The 13,958-nt window shown below is 64.7% G+C and carries 14 protein-coding genes; 13 read left to right on the plus strand and 1 reads right to left on the minus strand.

All coding sequences use genetic code 11. The features are described 5' to 3' along the window. The first annotated feature begins 67 nt into the window (after positions 1-67). Both C9F12_RS14270 and C9F12_RS14275 read left to right on the plus strand, forming a co-directional pair. Complete coding sequence (locus C9F12_RS14270; protein ID WP_108449298.1) at positions 68-1,003, plus strand: histone deacetylase family protein; 936 nt, start codon at positions 68-70, stop codon at positions 1,001-1,003. Positions 1,004-1,321: 318 nt separating this feature from the next. Further along, positions 1,322-1,954: an XRE family transcriptional regulator gene (locus tag C9F12_RS14275; protein ID WP_045992207.1), complete on the plus strand. Its 633-nt coding sequence runs from the start codon at positions 1,322-1,324 to the stop codon at positions 1,952-1,954. Positions 1,955-1,985: 31 nt separating this feature from the next. On the opposite strand, the gene C9F12_RS14280 is transcribed toward C9F12_RS14275, so the two are convergent. Then, entirely contained in the window at positions 1,986-2,843 is an 858-nt protein-coding gene (locus tag C9F12_RS14280; RefSeq protein WP_045992208.1) for a formate dehydrogenase accessory sulfurtransferase FdhD, read from the minus strand. A 223-nt stretch (positions 2,844-3,066) separates the two neighbouring features. Between C9F12_RS14280 and C9F12_RS14285 the strand changes: the two genes are divergently transcribed. From C9F12_RS14285 to glp, 11 genes are all read left to right on the plus strand, one after another. Beyond that, positions 3,067-3,498: a DUF3305 domain-containing protein gene (locus C9F12_RS14285; RefSeq protein ID WP_045992209.1), complete on the plus strand. Its 432-nt coding sequence runs from the start codon at positions 3,067-3,069 to the stop codon at positions 3,496-3,498. After that, positions 3,495-4,307 carry a DUF3306 domain-containing protein gene (locus C9F12_RS14290; protein WP_108449299.1) on the plus strand — a complete coding sequence of 271 codons (813 nt, stop codon included), beginning with the start codon at positions 3,495-3,497 and terminating at the stop codon, positions 4,305-4,307. Before C9F12_RS14285 ends, C9F12_RS14290 begins: the two co-directional genes overlap by 4 nt. 119 nt (positions 4,308-4,426) lie before the next feature. Next, complete coding sequence (locus C9F12_RS14295) at positions 4,427-6,229, plus strand: 4Fe-4S binding protein (protein WP_108449300.1); 1,803 nt, start codon at positions 4,427-4,429, stop codon at positions 6,227-6,229. Beyond that, complete coding sequence (locus C9F12_RS14300; protein WP_108449301.1) at positions 6,226-6,885, plus strand: molecular chaperone TorD family protein; 660 nt, start codon at positions 6,226-6,228, stop codon at positions 6,883-6,885. Before C9F12_RS14295 ends, C9F12_RS14300 begins: the two co-directional genes overlap by 4 nt. Positions 6,886-6,887: 2 nt before the next feature. Beyond that, complete coding sequence (locus C9F12_RS14305) at positions 6,888-7,106, plus strand: twin-arginine translocation pathway signal (RefSeq protein ID WP_240184258.1); 219 nt, start codon at positions 6,888-6,890, stop codon at positions 7,104-7,106. A gap of 18 nt (positions 7,107-7,124) precedes the next feature. Continuing rightward, on the plus strand, positions 7,125-9,980 hold the full coding sequence (locus C9F12_RS14310) for a formate dehydrogenase subunit alpha (RefSeq protein WP_108449302.1): 2,856 nt from the start codon (positions 7,125-7,127) through the stop codon (positions 9,978-9,980). Positions 9,981-10,014: 34 nt separating this feature from the next. Further along, the gene (gene fdh3B / locus C9F12_RS14315) at positions 10,015-10,638 is read left to right on the plus strand and encodes a formate dehydrogenase FDH3 subunit beta (RefSeq protein WP_045992214.1); all 624 of its coding nucleotides are present in this window, start codon (positions 10,015-10,017) and stop codon (positions 10,636-10,638) included. Positions 10,639-10,647: 9 nt separating this feature from the next. Next, positions 10,648-11,691: a formate dehydrogenase subunit gamma gene (locus C9F12_RS14320; protein ID WP_108449303.1), complete on the plus strand. Its 1,044-nt coding sequence runs from the start codon at positions 10,648-10,650 to the stop codon at positions 11,689-11,691. Positions 11,692-11,840: 149 nt separating this feature from the next. Beyond that, positions 11,841-12,170 (plus strand): DUF1244 domain-containing protein, encoded by a 330-nt coding sequence (locus C9F12_RS14325; protein ID WP_045992216.1) that lies wholly within the window; start codon positions 11,841-11,843, stop codon positions 12,168-12,170. A 20-nt stretch (positions 12,171-12,190) separates the two neighbouring features. Continuing rightward, entirely contained in the window at positions 12,191-12,703 is a 513-nt protein-coding gene (moaB, locus tag C9F12_RS14330; RefSeq protein ID WP_108133422.1) for a molybdenum cofactor biosynthesis protein B, read from the plus strand. Next, a complete protein-coding gene (gene glp / locus C9F12_RS14335; protein WP_108449304.1) occupies positions 12,693-13,916 on the plus strand; it encodes a gephyrin-like molybdotransferase Glp in 1,224 nt (407 codons plus the stop codon). Before moaB ends, glp begins: the two co-directional genes overlap by 11 nt. Positions 13,917-13,958: the final 42 nt, after the last annotated feature.

Consider the following 13,958-nt stretch of genomic DNA (forward strand, 5'->3'; position numbering starts at 1 on the left):
GACCATTTGCCACTGTCTCGGGGTTCGTATTACTCCTAAGGTGGCGCCAGACCAGTCGGAGATATCGATGATCACAGCCTTTCTCAGTCACCCGTACTGCCAGCGTCATGACATGGGGCCGGATCATCCCGAGAGTCCCTTGAGACTCGATGCCATCAGGGCGCAACTGATGCGCTCTGGCGTGCTGCAACACGCGATGCAGGCAGACGCTCGGGAGGCCACTGAAGAGCAGTTGCAGCGCGTGCATCCCGAGGCGCACCTCACTCGGCTGGAGCAGGCTTCGCCCCAGGAGGGGCACGCCTCGATCGACGCCGATACCCTGATGAACAGCGACAGCCTGCAGGCCGCACGTCTGGCCGCCGGCGCTGTGGTCAAGGGGGTCGATCAGGTGTTCCGCGGTCAGGCCGACAATGTCTTCTGTGCGGTCAGGCCTCCCGGTCACCACGCCGAGGCCCAGGAGGCCATGGGCTTCTGCTTCTACAACAATGTTGCCGTCGGCGCGGCCCACGCCCGCGCCGTCCACGGAGCGCGGCGCATCGCCATCCTCGACTTCGATGTCCACCAGTGCAACGGCACCATCGACATCTTCAAGAATGACCCCGAGGTGATGGTCTGCACCAGCTTCCAGTATCCCTTCTACCCCTGGCGCTATCTGGATACCCCTTACCCCAACGTGGCCCACACGCCGCTGCCCGCCGGCACCGAAAGCGCTGGTTTTCGCGCGGCCATCGAGCGTGACTGGTGGCCCGCTCTTGAAGACTTCCGCCCTGAGCTGATACTGATCTCGGCGGGCTTCGACGCCCATCGCGACGACCCCATGGCAGAGTTGTGTCTCGCCGACGAGGACTACCACTGGATCACCCAGGGTATCCTCGATATTGCCCGGCGACATGCCGAGGGCCGCGTCGTCTCTGTGCTGGAAGGGGGCTATGACCTGGCGGCGCTGGGACGTTCGGTGGAAGCCCATCTGCGGGCCCTGCTGGGGTTGGCCTACCAGCCCTGACGACGGCGACTGGAGCCGTCATGGCGAATCGCCTTCCACCTGGTGGCTTGGCTTACCCCTTGCCCTTGCCCTTGTCCTTGCTTTGCCCTGCCCCAGCCCCTTCCGTCGGCCTGTGTTTCCCGATGCCGGGAAACATGTCCGGGAGATATCGACGCGCCGAACTGCCTCATGGTGGACTCGGCTGCCAGGCCTCCAATAGCAGGCCGGGGCAGATAGTCCAGATAGAAAACCCGGGTCGAATGCCCGCCGAGACACAGGCAGGGAGTGGCGACGCTGTGGTAGCCTAGAGGAAACCTGGTTTCCTATTGTGAACACGACATGGCGCAACACACCGATCAGGAGGCGGCGCTCAAGATCGCCTCCGGCCGCAAGGCCTTCGTCGAACCCCTTCGTCTGGGGGAGCGGCTCAAGGAGATTCGTCTGGCCAACCAGTGGACCCTGGAGGACGTCAGCCAGAAGACCGGTCTCGCGCGCTCGACCCTGTCGAAGATCGAGAACGATCAGATCTCGCCGACCTTTACCGCTGTGCAGAAGCTGATCGGCGGCCTCGACATCGACCTGCCCCAACTGCTGTCACCCCCCAGGCAGCAGACCCGCACCATGGGCAGGCGAGACATGACGCGCCGCGGCGAAGGCCAGCGCCACCCTACCCCAACCTACGAACACGAGCTGCTCAGCTGCGAGCTGGCACAAAAGCGCATGATCCCGTTCAAGACCATCGTGCGCGCCAGACACTTCGAGGAATTTTCCGAGTGGGTGCGCCATGATGGCGAGGAATTCCTGATGGTGCTGGACGGCGAGATTCTGCTGTACTCGGAATTCTACGAGCCGCTGCGCCTGGTTGCAGGCGACAGCATCTACTTCGACAGCGACATGGGACACGCGCTAGTTTCGGTGAGTGAAGAGGACGCCACCGTACTGTCGGTCTGTACCCGTCGCGAGAACACCTGAGCGACAACGTCTGGAAAGCCTCCGATCACACCTAGTCTTTCGTCTGCCGGCGCTTGATATCTCCGGGACGCCGGGCCGGCTGTGCGTCGAAGTCGAAGCGCTCGCGCCCATGGACAATCTGGAGCCTGCGCCCCTTGGCCCGAGCGATCAGCAGCACGCCGAAGCGCCGGGCCAGCTCCACGCCCTTCTGGGTAACGCCTGAGCGCGACACCAGCACCGAGATACCCATCTGGGCCACCTTGAGCACCATCTCAGACGTCAGCCGTCCGGTGGTATAGAAGATGTCCGCCTGGCCGAGCGGCAGGTCGTCGAGCCACTCTCGGCCAGCCAGGGTGTCCACCGCATTATGCCGGCCCACGTCTTCGACAAAGTCGAGCACCTCGGTCTGGCGACATAACGCACAGCCATGGACCGCCCCCGCGCTGCGGTAGGTCTCGTTGTAGTCTCCCAGGTTGTCGAGCAGCCGATAGATCACCGACTGACTCACCCTGGCCTGGGACAGCCGGGTCTGTGGCACCGCATCGAGCAGGCGGCCGAATACCGTGCCCTGACCGCAGCCGGTGGTAACGGTGCGCTGGCCTAGCCGTTGCTCCAGATCCTCCGGCGAATGGCGAGTGACCACCGCCGCAGCCTCGACTTCCCAGTCGACCATCACCGCCTCGAGGTCTTCGCGCTGCGTAATCAACCCCTGATTGCGCAAATAGCCCACCACCAACGCCTCCGGGTCCGCTCCCAGCGACATCAGGGTGACGATCTCCCGCCGGTTGAGGTACACCGTCAGCGAGCGCTCCGCGGCGATAGCCTGACGGTGCGACTCGCCGAACTCATCGACGACGTCGATCTCGATGGTGGGCGGCAACAGGGCGTGACTACGTTGTATGGTCGACATCTCGATCCCCGATAAACATTCCCTACAAACCTTTCCGATAGACCTTCCCATCGGACAATAAGCGCTGAGGTGGCCGGATAACGTCGAATTGACGGCGTGATGCGGAAACTGCTTTGCTAATACTACTTGCTGACACGAGTCGGCCGATAAAAGCAGTCGGAACCACGGATCAGGTTCGACGGCATGACTGACCGCATCCTGCCATTGCCAAGGACATTACGCCATGACGAGGCTAGCCAATCGCCGGCCACTCAGTGTGACGATCACGCCACAGGACAAGGTAATCAAGGGCTTTCGCCAGCGCAGCTGGGCAGTCGAGCGTCTGGAGCCTGGCGATCAGGGGCCCAGCGTCGTGACGCTGGTGCTCAGCCTGACCGAGCGGGCGGCTTATCGGTTCAACCTTCAGGCCGCTGCCCCACGTCTGTTTATCCGCGCCGGACACAGCGACGGAGAGCCCCACATCGATGCCATCACCGCCAGCCAGGACGTCGCGGCCAATTGGATGGACGGAGAACACCGAGTGCTCGCCACAGAGATGCCACTGGCGATCCAGGCCTGGATAGAGGCCTATCTGGTGGCCCATGGCGAGGCGCCGATCGAGGGACGCAAGAAAAAGCGCAAGGGTGCCGGACGTGCCCGGGAGAACACCCCATGAGTCGCCTGTCACAGTGGTCCCGCAGAAAGCTCAAGGACCCGTCGGTAGTTGACGGCGCCCCCCCTGACGCCACCGCCGCCAGTGATGGTGCTCTCGACACGCAGCGAGCCCCCGCCGCCCCAATTGCCAGCAGCGATGCCGAACCGTGCCACTCCGAGGTCGATACCGCTGCCGCGCCCGAGCACGATGCGCACGACGGCGCACCACCCGCGGACGCGACCTCTGATGCGGACGTCGAGCTACCGCCTCCCGAGTCGCTGGCGCCCGGCAGCGATATTCGGGCATACCTCGCCTCGGGCGTGGACCGGGCGCTCAAGAAACGCGCCCTGCGCCAGCTGTTTCGCGGTGAACGCTACAACCTGCGCGACGGGCTGGATGACTATGATGATGACTTTCGCGCCAAGCTGACCCCCTTGCCCAGCGAGACCGCCCAGCGCCTGCGCCGGTGGTGGGATAACGTCGATGACGAGGAGACCGCGGAAGATAGCGTCGCCGACTCAGCGGGCGAAACGCCAGACGCTCTTTCAGACACCCCGCCAGACGCCCTGCCAGACACCCCGCCAGGGCACAGCGATCAGGGAGACGGCGCTAGCGACGAGGACGTCGCCGATACCACCACGACGCCATCACCGTCACAGTCACAGTCGCAAGCCAACGCCACAACGTCGGAGGCCATGACACAAGCTGGCGAACGAGGTGTCAGCCACACCTCCGCATCCGCCAAGGCAGGCCGTGCAGCGCCAGCCGCTGGCCGGGCGCTGGCTGCCAGCGAGGAAGATCCCGAGGGGCCTGGTCCCACCTCGTCATAGCGGTGCTTACCGCCTTCGACCAAGGAGTGTTGGCGCATTTGATGTAGAGCGCTCACACTTGGGGATGACACATAAGAAAAAAATCATAACGAACACAAAGTTTTCGACCGTGAGTCAGCATGAACCAGAAAATCGCAACCGTGCCGGTGGACACCGAGGTCAACCGGCAGGCCCGTGAGCGAGCCCTTGGCGCCGTCTCCTGGCCGCTCAATCTCGTCGCAGCAACGGTGGGTTACCAAAGCCATGGCCATCTACTGGCGATTGGCGACAGCGCGTCCCTGCTGGAAGTGCTGGAGCGTGCACGAGGGCTTGAACAAGGGCTTGCCAGTATCACGCTGGTGGTGACCGATGTGCCGGATGATGCTCTGTTGCAGCGTGCCGAGGCTGCCGATGTGCAGCTCCAGCCGCTACTCGCCTCCCAACTCGGACGGCTGCACCTGGAAGGCTACCTTGGCCACTTCAGCGCCTGGCTCGACGGCCATGAGGGCCCCATCGAGCTTGCCCGGGCACTGCTGGGCCGAGAACACCATGACCTGGTGCTGGATCTGACACCGACACCGCGCCTGCCCCTGGAACTGCCACCTCCCGGCTATTTTCATGCCCCGGTCGCCGGTGAAGCGCGCACGACACTGATCGACGGCCTCGGCGACTATATCGGTGAATTCGAAAAGCCCCGCTACTTCGAGGTCCACGCCGATCGCTGCGCCCACTCCACTCGTGGCTTCGGTGGCTGTACCCGCTGTCTGGAAGTGTGTCCCGCCGACGCCATCAAGAGCGTCCCCGGACGCATCGATGCCCGCATCGAGATCGATCCCTACCTGTGTCAGGGGGTCGGTAGCTGTACCAGCGCCTGCCCCACCGGGGCCATCGAATTCCGCCAACCGCATAGCCTGCGTCAGCAGGACACCCTGCTCGCCTGGCTCGACCACTACCACGCCGCCGGCGGCCAGTCGGCGGTGCTGCGCTTCGTTCAGGCCGATCACGCCCAGCACCTGCAACCCGACGCGGCCGGCCACGTCATCGATGTGGCGCTGGAAGATCTGGGTTCTGCCGGCGTCGACCATTGGCTGTCGGCCATTGCCGCCGGCGCCTGCGAAGTGCGCATCCAGGCCTACTCCGACATGCCGGACAGGCTGGTCGCTCACCTGGAGGATCAGCTGGCCCAGGGCAGAGCGATCCTCGAGGCGCTGGGGCATGATCCCGGCCGACTGCAGTGGTTCAGCGACGAGGAGCAGGAAAGCTCGCTCGCCCTGCCTCGCCATGCGGGTCTGACGCCCCAGCTGCGCTCCCTGGAACAGGCTCAAGCGTTCGGGAGCGACAAGGACACCCCGTCGGCCACGGTACAAATGGCCGGCGGGCGAACCGGCAATACAGGGGCAACAGATGGCGCAGAAGCGCCCGGCAAGCGCGAGCGTCTCACCCTGGTACTGGACCATCTGGCCACCACTGGCCATGTGGACGGCGAGCGGCACCCGATGCCTCCGGGCAGCCCATTCGGGGGCATCGAGGTCAATGCCGATGCCTGCACTCTGTGCATGGGCTGTGTTGCCAGCTGCCCGACCGGCGCGCTCGGCGCCGGAGGTGACACCCCGCGCCTCGACTTTCGCGAAGCAGACTGCGTCCAGTGCGGCCTGTGCAGCAAGAGCTGTCCAGAATCCGCCATCCGCCTGTCTCCCGGCTTCCTCGCCAGCGCGGAACGCAGCCAGTGGCGAGTGTGCCACGAAGACGCACCCTTTCACTGCATCGTCTGTGGCAGCGCCTTCGCCAACGCCCGCACCATCGCCGCCATCCAGCAGAAACTGGCCAACCATGCGTACTTCAGTGGTGACCAGGCACGTCGGCTGGAAATGTGTCAGGACTGCCGGGTCAAGGACGTATGGCACGAGATGGCGACCAATCCGGAGGCCCAGCTCAAGCTATGACCACGCACGACATTCCTGACTCCCGCACCGAAGAAGCCGATCTGAGGGCCGACATCTACGCCCTGCTGGCGGCACTGCTGCGCGAGCCCCCCAGCGAAGCCCTTCGCCAGTGGCTTGCCGGCCTCGAGGGAGAGCCGGACGACATTCGTTTGAGCCAGGCCTGGAGTCGGCTGGCCACCGCTGCTGCCGACAGCGACGTCGAACGCCTGGAGCGTGCCCACTTTCGTCATCTGATCGGGGTCATCCAGGGCGACGTGCTGCCCTACGCCTCCTACTACCGCGAAGGCGGCCTGATGGAAGCATCACTGGTCGCACTGCGCCGGGATCTCAAGACGCTGGGCATCCAGCGCTCTGCCGACGTCTCGGAGCCGGAAGATCATCTGGCGGCAATGTGCGAGGTCATGGCGATGCTGATCGGCCAGAACGATCAGCGAGCCGGCAGCTTCTTCCATCGCCACCTGGCACCCTGGGCCAACCGCTGCATGCACGATCTTGCCCGGGTCGACACCCCCTTCTATGCGGCGCTGGGTGAACTGGCGACGCTGTTTTTCCAGCGCGAGAGCGCCATCCTGATCGACAACACTACCCTTGGAACCCCTGTGCCCGGCACCAGCGTCCACGAGGACCGAGGCCAGGCCCTTGGAGCAGGAGAATGAGAATGAGCATGAGCACAACGCCCAACACTCAACGCCGTCGTCTTCTCAAGGCCCTGGGGGGCGGCACCGTGGCCGCCGGTGCCGCGGTGGTGGTCGGCCAGGCCTCGGTTGCTGTGGCGCGCGATGACAGCGCCACGACCGCCACCGAGAAACCCGATGACAGCGCCGGTTACCGCGAGACAGAACACGTACGTGCCTTCTACGCATCCCTGCGCGACTGACAACAAGGAGAGCCTGCCATGCGACTGACACGTACCTCCACCACACCCAAGGTCTCCGGTCTCGGCATTTCCCGGCGCCAGTTCCTCAAGCGCAGTGGCGCGGCGACCAGCGGTGTCGCCGGTCTTGGACTGTTCGGCTCACCGATGATGCAACGCGCCGAGGCGGTCGAGAAGACGCCCTACAGCGATGCTCCGGTGGAAACCCGCCGCACCATCTGCTCCCACTGTTCGGTGGGCTGTGGCGTCTACGCCGAGGTCCAGGAAGGGGTCTGGACTCACCAGGAACCGGCCTTCGATCACCCGATCAATCGCGGTGCCCACTGCGCCAAGGGCGCTTCACTACGCCAGCACGGTCACTCCACCCGCCGCCTCAAGTACCCGATGAAGCTGGTCGGGGGCGAGTGGCAACGTCTGTCCTGGGACCAGGCCATCGACGAAATCGGTGCCAAGGTGCTGGAACTGACCGAGCAGCATGGCCCGGACAGTGTCTACTGGCTCGGCTCGGCCAAGTTCAGCAACGAACAGGCCTACCTGATGCGCAAGTTCGCGGCGCTGGCCGGTACCAACAATACCGACCACCAGGCGCGCATCTGCCACTCCACCACCGTGGCGGGCGTCGCCAATACCTGGGGCTACGGAGCGATGACCAACTCGCTCAACGACCTCCAGAACAGCCGCTCGATCATGTTCATCGGCTCCAACCCCAGCGAAGCGCACCCGGTGGCCATGCAGCACATCCTGCTGGCCAAGGAGCGCAGCCAGGCCGAAATCATCGTCGTCGATCCGCGCTTCACCCGCACGGCGGCCAAGGCCGACCACTACGTGCGGATCCGGCCGGGTTCCGACGTGGCCTTCATCTGGGGCCTGCTCTGGCACATCTTCGAGAACGGCTGGGAAGACCAGCAGTACATCGACCAGCGCGTCTACGCCATGGACGAGGTCCGCAACGAGGTCGCCAACTTCCCGCCGAGTGAAGTGGAGCGCATCACCGGGGTGCCGGAAGCCGCCATGTACGACACCGCCAGGCGGCTGGCGGAAAACCGTCCCGGCTGCATCGTCTGGTGCATGGGCGGCACCCAGCACACCACCGGCAACAACAACACCCGGGCCTACTGCATCCTCGAACTGGCGCTGGGCAATATCGGCAAGTCAGGCGGCGGCGCCAACATCTTCCGGGGGCACGACAATGTCCAGGGGGCGACCGATCTCGGCCTGATGTCGCATTCGCTACCCGGCTATTACGGTCTGTCGGAAGCCGCCTGGAAGCACTGGGCGCAGATCTGGGACCTCGATTACGAATGGCTCAAGAGCCGCTTCGATCAGACCGAGTACGCCGACGGCTACCCCATGCACTCCAGCGGCATCACGGTATCGCGCTGGATCGATGGCGTCCTCGAGGAAGACCAGGACATCTCCCAGCGCACCAGCCTGAAGGCGATGTTCTACTGGGGCCATGCGGTCAACTCCCAGACCCGCGGCACCGAAATGCAGAAAGCGATGCAGAAGCTCGAGATGATGGTCATCGTCGACCCCTATCCCACCGTCGCCGGGGTCATGCACGATCGCAGCGATGGCGTCTATCTTCTGCCGGCGGCCACCCAGTTCGAGACCTACGGCAGCGTCACCGCCACCAATCGCTCTCTGCAGTGGCGTGACCGGGTGGTGGAGCCGGCCTTCGAGGCCAAGCCCGACCACAGCATCATGTACCTGCTGAGCCAGCGCCTCGGATTTGCCGACGAGCTGTTCAAGAACATTCAGATCAACGGCGAGGAGCCGCTGATCGAGGACATCACCCGGGAGTTCAACCGCGGCATGTGGACCGTGGGTTACACCGGGCAGAGCCCCGAGCGGCTCAAGACCCACCAGCAGAACTGGCATACCTTCAGCTTCCGCGATCTGCGTGCCGAAGGCGGCCCGGCCGACGGCGATTACTACGGCCTGCCATGGCCCTGCTGGGGTACCGCGGAGCTCAATCACCCCGGCACCCCCATTCTGTACGACACCAGCAAACCGGTATCCCAGGGCGGCCTGACCTTCCGTGCGCGTTTTGGCATCGAGCACGAAGGCACCCCGATTCTCGCCGACAACTCGTTCAGCGCCGGTTCCGATCTCGAGGACGGCTACCCCGAGTTCAGCGCCCAGATGCTCAAGGACCTGGGCTGGTGGGATGAACTGACCGACGAAGAAAAGGCCGCGGCGGAAGGCAAGAACTGGAAGACCGACCTGTCCGGCGGCATCCAGCGCGTTGCCATCGCCCATGAGTGCTCACCTTTCGGCAACGCCAAGGCGCGCTGCAACGTCTGGACCTTCCCCGACCCGATTCCCAAGCACCGCGAGCCGCTCTATACCTCACGCCGGGATCTGGTCGAGGACTACCCCACCTGGGATGACGTCGCCTCGCACTACCGCCTGCCGACGCTGTACCAGAGCATTCAGCAGAATGATGCCAGCAAGAAGTACCCGATCATCATGACTTCTGGCCGCCTGGTCGAGTACGAAGGCGGCGGCGAGGAAACGCGCTCCATGTCATGGCTGGCCGAGCTGCAGCAGGAGATGTTCGTCGAGATCAACCCTGCCCTGGCCAACGACCTGGGGGTCAAGGACGGCAACATGGTGTGGGTGGAAGGCGCCGAAGGCGGCCGTATCAAGGTCAAGGCCATGGTGACGCCTCGGGTAGCGCGGGAAGTGGTGTTCATGCCCTTCCACTTCGGCGGCATGTTCCAGGGCGAAAGCCTGGCCGACCGCTATCCGGATGGCACCACGCCCTACGTGATCGGTGAGGCGGTCAACACCGCCACCACCTACGGCTACGACTCGGTGACCCAGATGCAGGAAACCAAGTGCACCCTGTGTCGCATCGAACTCGCCAGCTAGACACCGACGTCACCGAACCAACAGGAGTTTCGACATGGCCCAGATGAAATTCATGTGTGACGCCGAGCGCTGCATCGAGTGCAATGGTTGCGTCACCGCCTGCAAGAACGCCAACGAGGTCGAGTGGGGCATCCAGCGCCGCCGGGTGGTCACCCTGAACGACGGCGAGCCGTCCGAGGTGTCCATCTCGGTGGCCTGCATGCACTGCGATGACGCACCCTGCATGGCGGTCTGCCCCACCGACTGCTTCTACAAGACAGACGACGGCATCGTGCTGCACGACAAGGATCTGTGCATCGGCTGCGGTTACTGCCTGTACGCCTGCCCCTTCGGCGCGCCGCAGTTTCCCCAGCAGGACGCCTTCGGCGAGCGCGGCAAGATGGACAAGTGCACCTTCTGCGCCGGCGGCCCCGCCGACAGCCCCGAAGAAGAGTACGAGAAATACGGCGCCAACCGCATCGCCGAGGGCAAGCTGCCGCTGTGCGCCGAAATGTGCTCGACCAAGGCGCTGCTGGCAGGCGATGCCCAGACCGTTGCCGACATCTTCCGCGAGCGGGTGGTGCGCCGTGGTCACAAGGATGGCGCCTGGTCGGATATCGGCAATGGCTCGCCCTCGGCGATCGACGCCATGGCCTACGACGCCACACGTAACCAGTGAGGAGGCCCCATGAACCTTCGTGATGCCTTGCCTCGACCGGGTGGAGCCCTGGGGCTGGTGCTGCCAGCACTGCTGCTGTTGTTGCTGGCCTGCGCCGCTCCCGCCATGGGTGCCGACCCCAATGCCGAGATCGCCACCGCCGTACCCAGCGCCGACGCCGATACCTGGCGCCAGGTGAAGGATGGCGAGTCCTTTATCGATACCCGCCACGATTCGACCTACAGCCTGATCAACCAGAGCGGCGAGAGCTGGCGCCAATGGCGCAACAAGTGGGTCTCGCCCTTCGGGCTGATCGCCGTGGGCGGCATGCTGGTGATGATCACCATCTTCTATCTGATCGTCGGTCGCAGCCGCCTCGAGGAGCCACGCACCGGGCGTAAGCTGTTGCGCTGGTCGGTACTCAGCCGGGCGCTGCACTGGACCCTGGCGACGCTGTTCATCATCCTGGCGCTGACGGGCCTCAACATTCTCTACGGCAAGTTCGTGTTCAAGCCAGTGTTTGGCGACGCCTTCTGGGCTGCGATGATCAGCGGCACAAAGTTCCTGCACAACTACATCGGTCCGTTCTTCGGTCTGCTGCTGATCTTCGTGCTGTTGCGCTTTCTCAAGCACAACTGGATCAAGGCCCACGATATCGAGTGGTTCAAGCAAGGCGGCGGCATGGTCGGCGACAAGCATCCAGACGCCGGCTTTGCCAACGGAGGCGAGAAGGCCTGGTTCTGGCTGTTGGCCACGGCCGGCATGGTTGTCTTCGTCAGTGGCCTGGTACTGGATTTCCCGAACTTCGACCAGAGCCGGGACACCATGCAGTGGGCCAACATCATCCATGCGGTGGGTGCCCTCGCGCTTACCGCCGTCTCCTTCGGTCACATCTATATCGGCACCCTGGGGACCGAGGGTGCGCTCGAGGGCATGACCACCGGCTACGTCGACGAAAGCTGGGCCAAGCAGCACCACAACCTGTGGTACGAAGAGGTCAAGGATCAGGCCGAGGCGCCGGCTGACGTGGAGGCCACCGACGATACCAAACCGGAATCACCCAGCCCCTCCTGAGCGCAGCCCCACCCACGGTGACCGCTATCCCTCTCGCCGCCCCGGGCTCACTCGGGGCGGCATTCTTTTGCCGCTGTTCTTGTGACGGTCTTGCGTTACCATCGTGGGACAGTCGCCCGACTGATCGTTTTCTGTTACTGGAGTCCCCCATGCAGCACCTCGATGAGGCCACTCGCACCGAACTCGAGGCGGCCGCCTTCCGCCGCCTGCTTCGCCACCTTGACGACAACAAGGATGTGCAGAACATCGATTTGATGATTCTGGCGGACTTCTGCCGCAACTGCCTGTCCAAGTGGCTGGTCGCCGCCGCCGAAGAGCGCGGTGAGACGCTCGACTACGAAAGCGCCCGTGAACACGTCTACGGCATGCCCTACAGCGAATGGAAGGACAGGTATCAGGCCAAGGCCACCCCCGAACAGATGGCGGCCTTCGAGGCTCGCCAGCAGGCCAAGCAGCAGCGTACCGGTGACAAGGAGTGACGCCAGTGAGTCAGGACACCATGATCGGGTTGAAGGTGGCGGTACTGACCGTCTCCGACACCCGCACCGAAGACACCGATCGCAGCGGTCAGGCGCTGGTGCAGCGGCTCGAGGCCGCCGGCCACCAGCTCGCCGACAAGCAGATCGTGATCGATGACATCTATCGTATCCGTGCGGTGGTGTCAGGCTGGATCGCCGACCCCGAAGTGCAGGTGATCCTGACCACCGGCGGTACCGGCTTCACCGGACGGGATTCCACCCCGGAGGCGGTATCGGCCCTGCTCGACAAGCGCATCGAGGGCTTCGGCGAGCTGTTCCGCCAGCTGTCCTATCAGGAAATCGGCAGCTCCACCGTGCAAAGCCGCTGCCTGGGAGGCATGGCCAATCACACCGTGGTGTTCTGCCTGCCGGGCTCCACCGGCGCTTGCCGCACCGCCTGGGACGGCATCCTTGCCGAGCAGCTCGACAGCCGTCACCGGCCCTGCAACTTCGCCAATCTGGTGATACCGGAGCGGGGGCAGCATGACGTCTAGCCACGCAGCGTCACTGGCGCCCATGGAGGACGCCCTGGCCACCCTGCTCGATGGCGTCGCGCCGCTGCCGGTGGAGCGCCAGCCCTGCGAACAGGCCGAAGGCCGTGTGCTGGCAGCCCCGGTCGTGGCGGCCCTGGATGTACCGCCGTTCGACAATAGCGCCATGGACGGTTACGCCCTGCACCATGAAGACGCCGGACAACGCCTGCCGGTGGCCCTGCGAGTGGCCGCCGGGGCCCCGGGCGAGCGACTGGAGCGCGGCCGCTGTGCCCGCATCTTTACCGGTGGCCAGCTGCCCGAAGGCGCCGACTGTGTGGTGATGCAGGAGAAGGTCCAGCGCGAGGGTGATGAGGCCGTCATTCCCGCCGACATCCCGGCGGGCGACAACGTGCGCCGGCGGGGCCGCGACGTACGCGCAGGCGCCCCGCTGCTGGACGCCGGCACTCGGCTCGACGCCGCCGCACTTGGCCACCTGGCAGGCCAGGGTATCGTCGAAGTGGACGTCCACCGCCGACCCAGGGTGGCCTTGCTGTCCACCGGCGACGAGATCATCGATCCGGGCAAGCCCCTGGCAGCTGGCCAGATCTACAACTCCAACCGCCCCATGCTCAAGAGCCTGCTGGAGCGCTTCGGCGCCGAAATAGTGCTCACGCGCAGCGTACCGGATAGCCCGGAGGGTACCCGCGCCTGTCTGAAGGAGGCCGCCGAGGTAGCGGACCTGGTGGTCTCCACCGGCGGCGTCAGCGTCGGTGAGGAAGATCACGTCAAGGCGGCGCTGGAGACACTGGGCACGCTGAACCTGTGGCGCCTGGCCATTCGTCCCGGCAAGCCGCTGGCCCTGGGTCAGATGGAAGGACCTGGCGGCACGCCGGTGCGGTTTGTCGGCTTGCCCGGCAATCCGGTGTCCAGCTATGTCGGTGCCTGGCTATTCTTGCGCCCGCTGCTGGGTGCCCTGCAGGGCTGTGAATCCATGGCGGAGCTACCGCGGCTATGGGCCCGCAGCGACTTTGCCACCTCCACCGGTCCGCGCCAGCACTACATGCGGGTGCGCCTCGCCTTCGGCCCACAGGGCGTCAGCGCCCTGGCGTTTTCCGACCAGAATTCCGGGGTACTGTCATCCTGCATTGATGCCGACGCCCTGGCGGTGATCCCGCCCCATTGCGAGATAGCGCCGGGCGACAAGGTGGAATGCCTGTGGCTGCGGACCTGGTAGCGGTCCGCTGAAGCAGCGCGGTAGTCGCTAGGCGCGGTCCGA

The organism is Halomonas sp. BN3-1, assembly GCF_003056325.1.
GTDB lineage: Bacteria > Pseudomonadota > Gammaproteobacteria > Pseudomonadales > Halomonadaceae > Halomonas > Halomonas litopenaei.

What these genes read in the sequence shown, in the direction of transcription:
- C9F12_RS14310 (WP_108449302.1), top strand. Translation starts at nt 7,125, where the DNA reads ATGCGACTGACACGTACCTCCACCACACCCAAGGTCTCCGGTCTCGGC.
- C9F12_RS14290 (WP_108449299.1), top strand. Translation starts at nt 3,495, where the DNA reads ATGAGTCGCCTGTCACAGTGGTCCCGCAGAAAGCTCAAGGACCCGTCG.
- C9F12_RS14305 (WP_240184258.1), top strand. Translation starts at nt 6,888, where the DNA reads ATGAGCATGAGCACAACGCCCAACACTCAACGCCGTCGTCTTCTCAAG.
- fdh3B (WP_045992214.1), top strand. Translation starts at nt 10,015, where the DNA reads ATGGCCCAGATGAAATTCATGTGTGACGCCGAGCGCTGCATCGAGTGC.
- C9F12_RS14275 (WP_045992207.1), top strand. Translation starts at nt 1,322, where the DNA reads ATGGCGCAACACACCGATCAGGAGGCGGCGCTCAAGATCGCCTCCGGC.
- C9F12_RS14320 (WP_108449303.1), top strand. Translation starts at nt 10,648, where the DNA reads ATGAACCTTCGTGATGCCTTGCCTCGACCGGGTGGAGCCCTGGGGCTG.
- C9F12_RS14325 (WP_045992216.1), top strand. Translation starts at nt 11,841, where the DNA reads ATGCAGCACCTCGATGAGGCCACTCGCACCGAACTCGAGGCGGCCGCC.
- moaB (WP_108133422.1), top strand. Translation starts at nt 12,191, where the DNA reads ATGATCGGGTTGAAGGTGGCGGTACTGACCGTCTCCGACACCCGCACC.
- glp (WP_108449304.1), top strand. Translation starts at nt 12,693, where the DNA reads ATGACGTCTAGCCACGCAGCGTCACTGGCGCCCATGGAGGACGCCCTG.
- C9F12_RS14270 (WP_108449298.1), top strand. Translation starts at nt 68, where the DNA reads ATGATCACAGCCTTTCTCAGTCACCCGTACTGCCAGCGTCATGACATG.
- C9F12_RS14295 (WP_108449300.1), top strand. Translation starts at nt 4,427, where the DNA reads ATGAACCAGAAAATCGCAACCGTGCCGGTGGACACCGAGGTCAACCGG.
- C9F12_RS14300 (WP_108449301.1), top strand. Translation starts at nt 6,226, where the DNA reads ATGACCACGCACGACATTCCTGACTCCCGCACCGAAGAAGCCGATCTG.
- C9F12_RS14280 (WP_045992208.1), bottom strand. Translation starts at nt 2,843, where the DNA reads ATGTCGACCATACAACGTAGTCACGCCCTGTTGCCGCCCACCATCGAG.
- C9F12_RS14285 (WP_045992209.1), top strand. Translation starts at nt 3,067, where the DNA reads ATGACGAGGCTAGCCAATCGCCGGCCACTCAGTGTGACGATCACGCCA.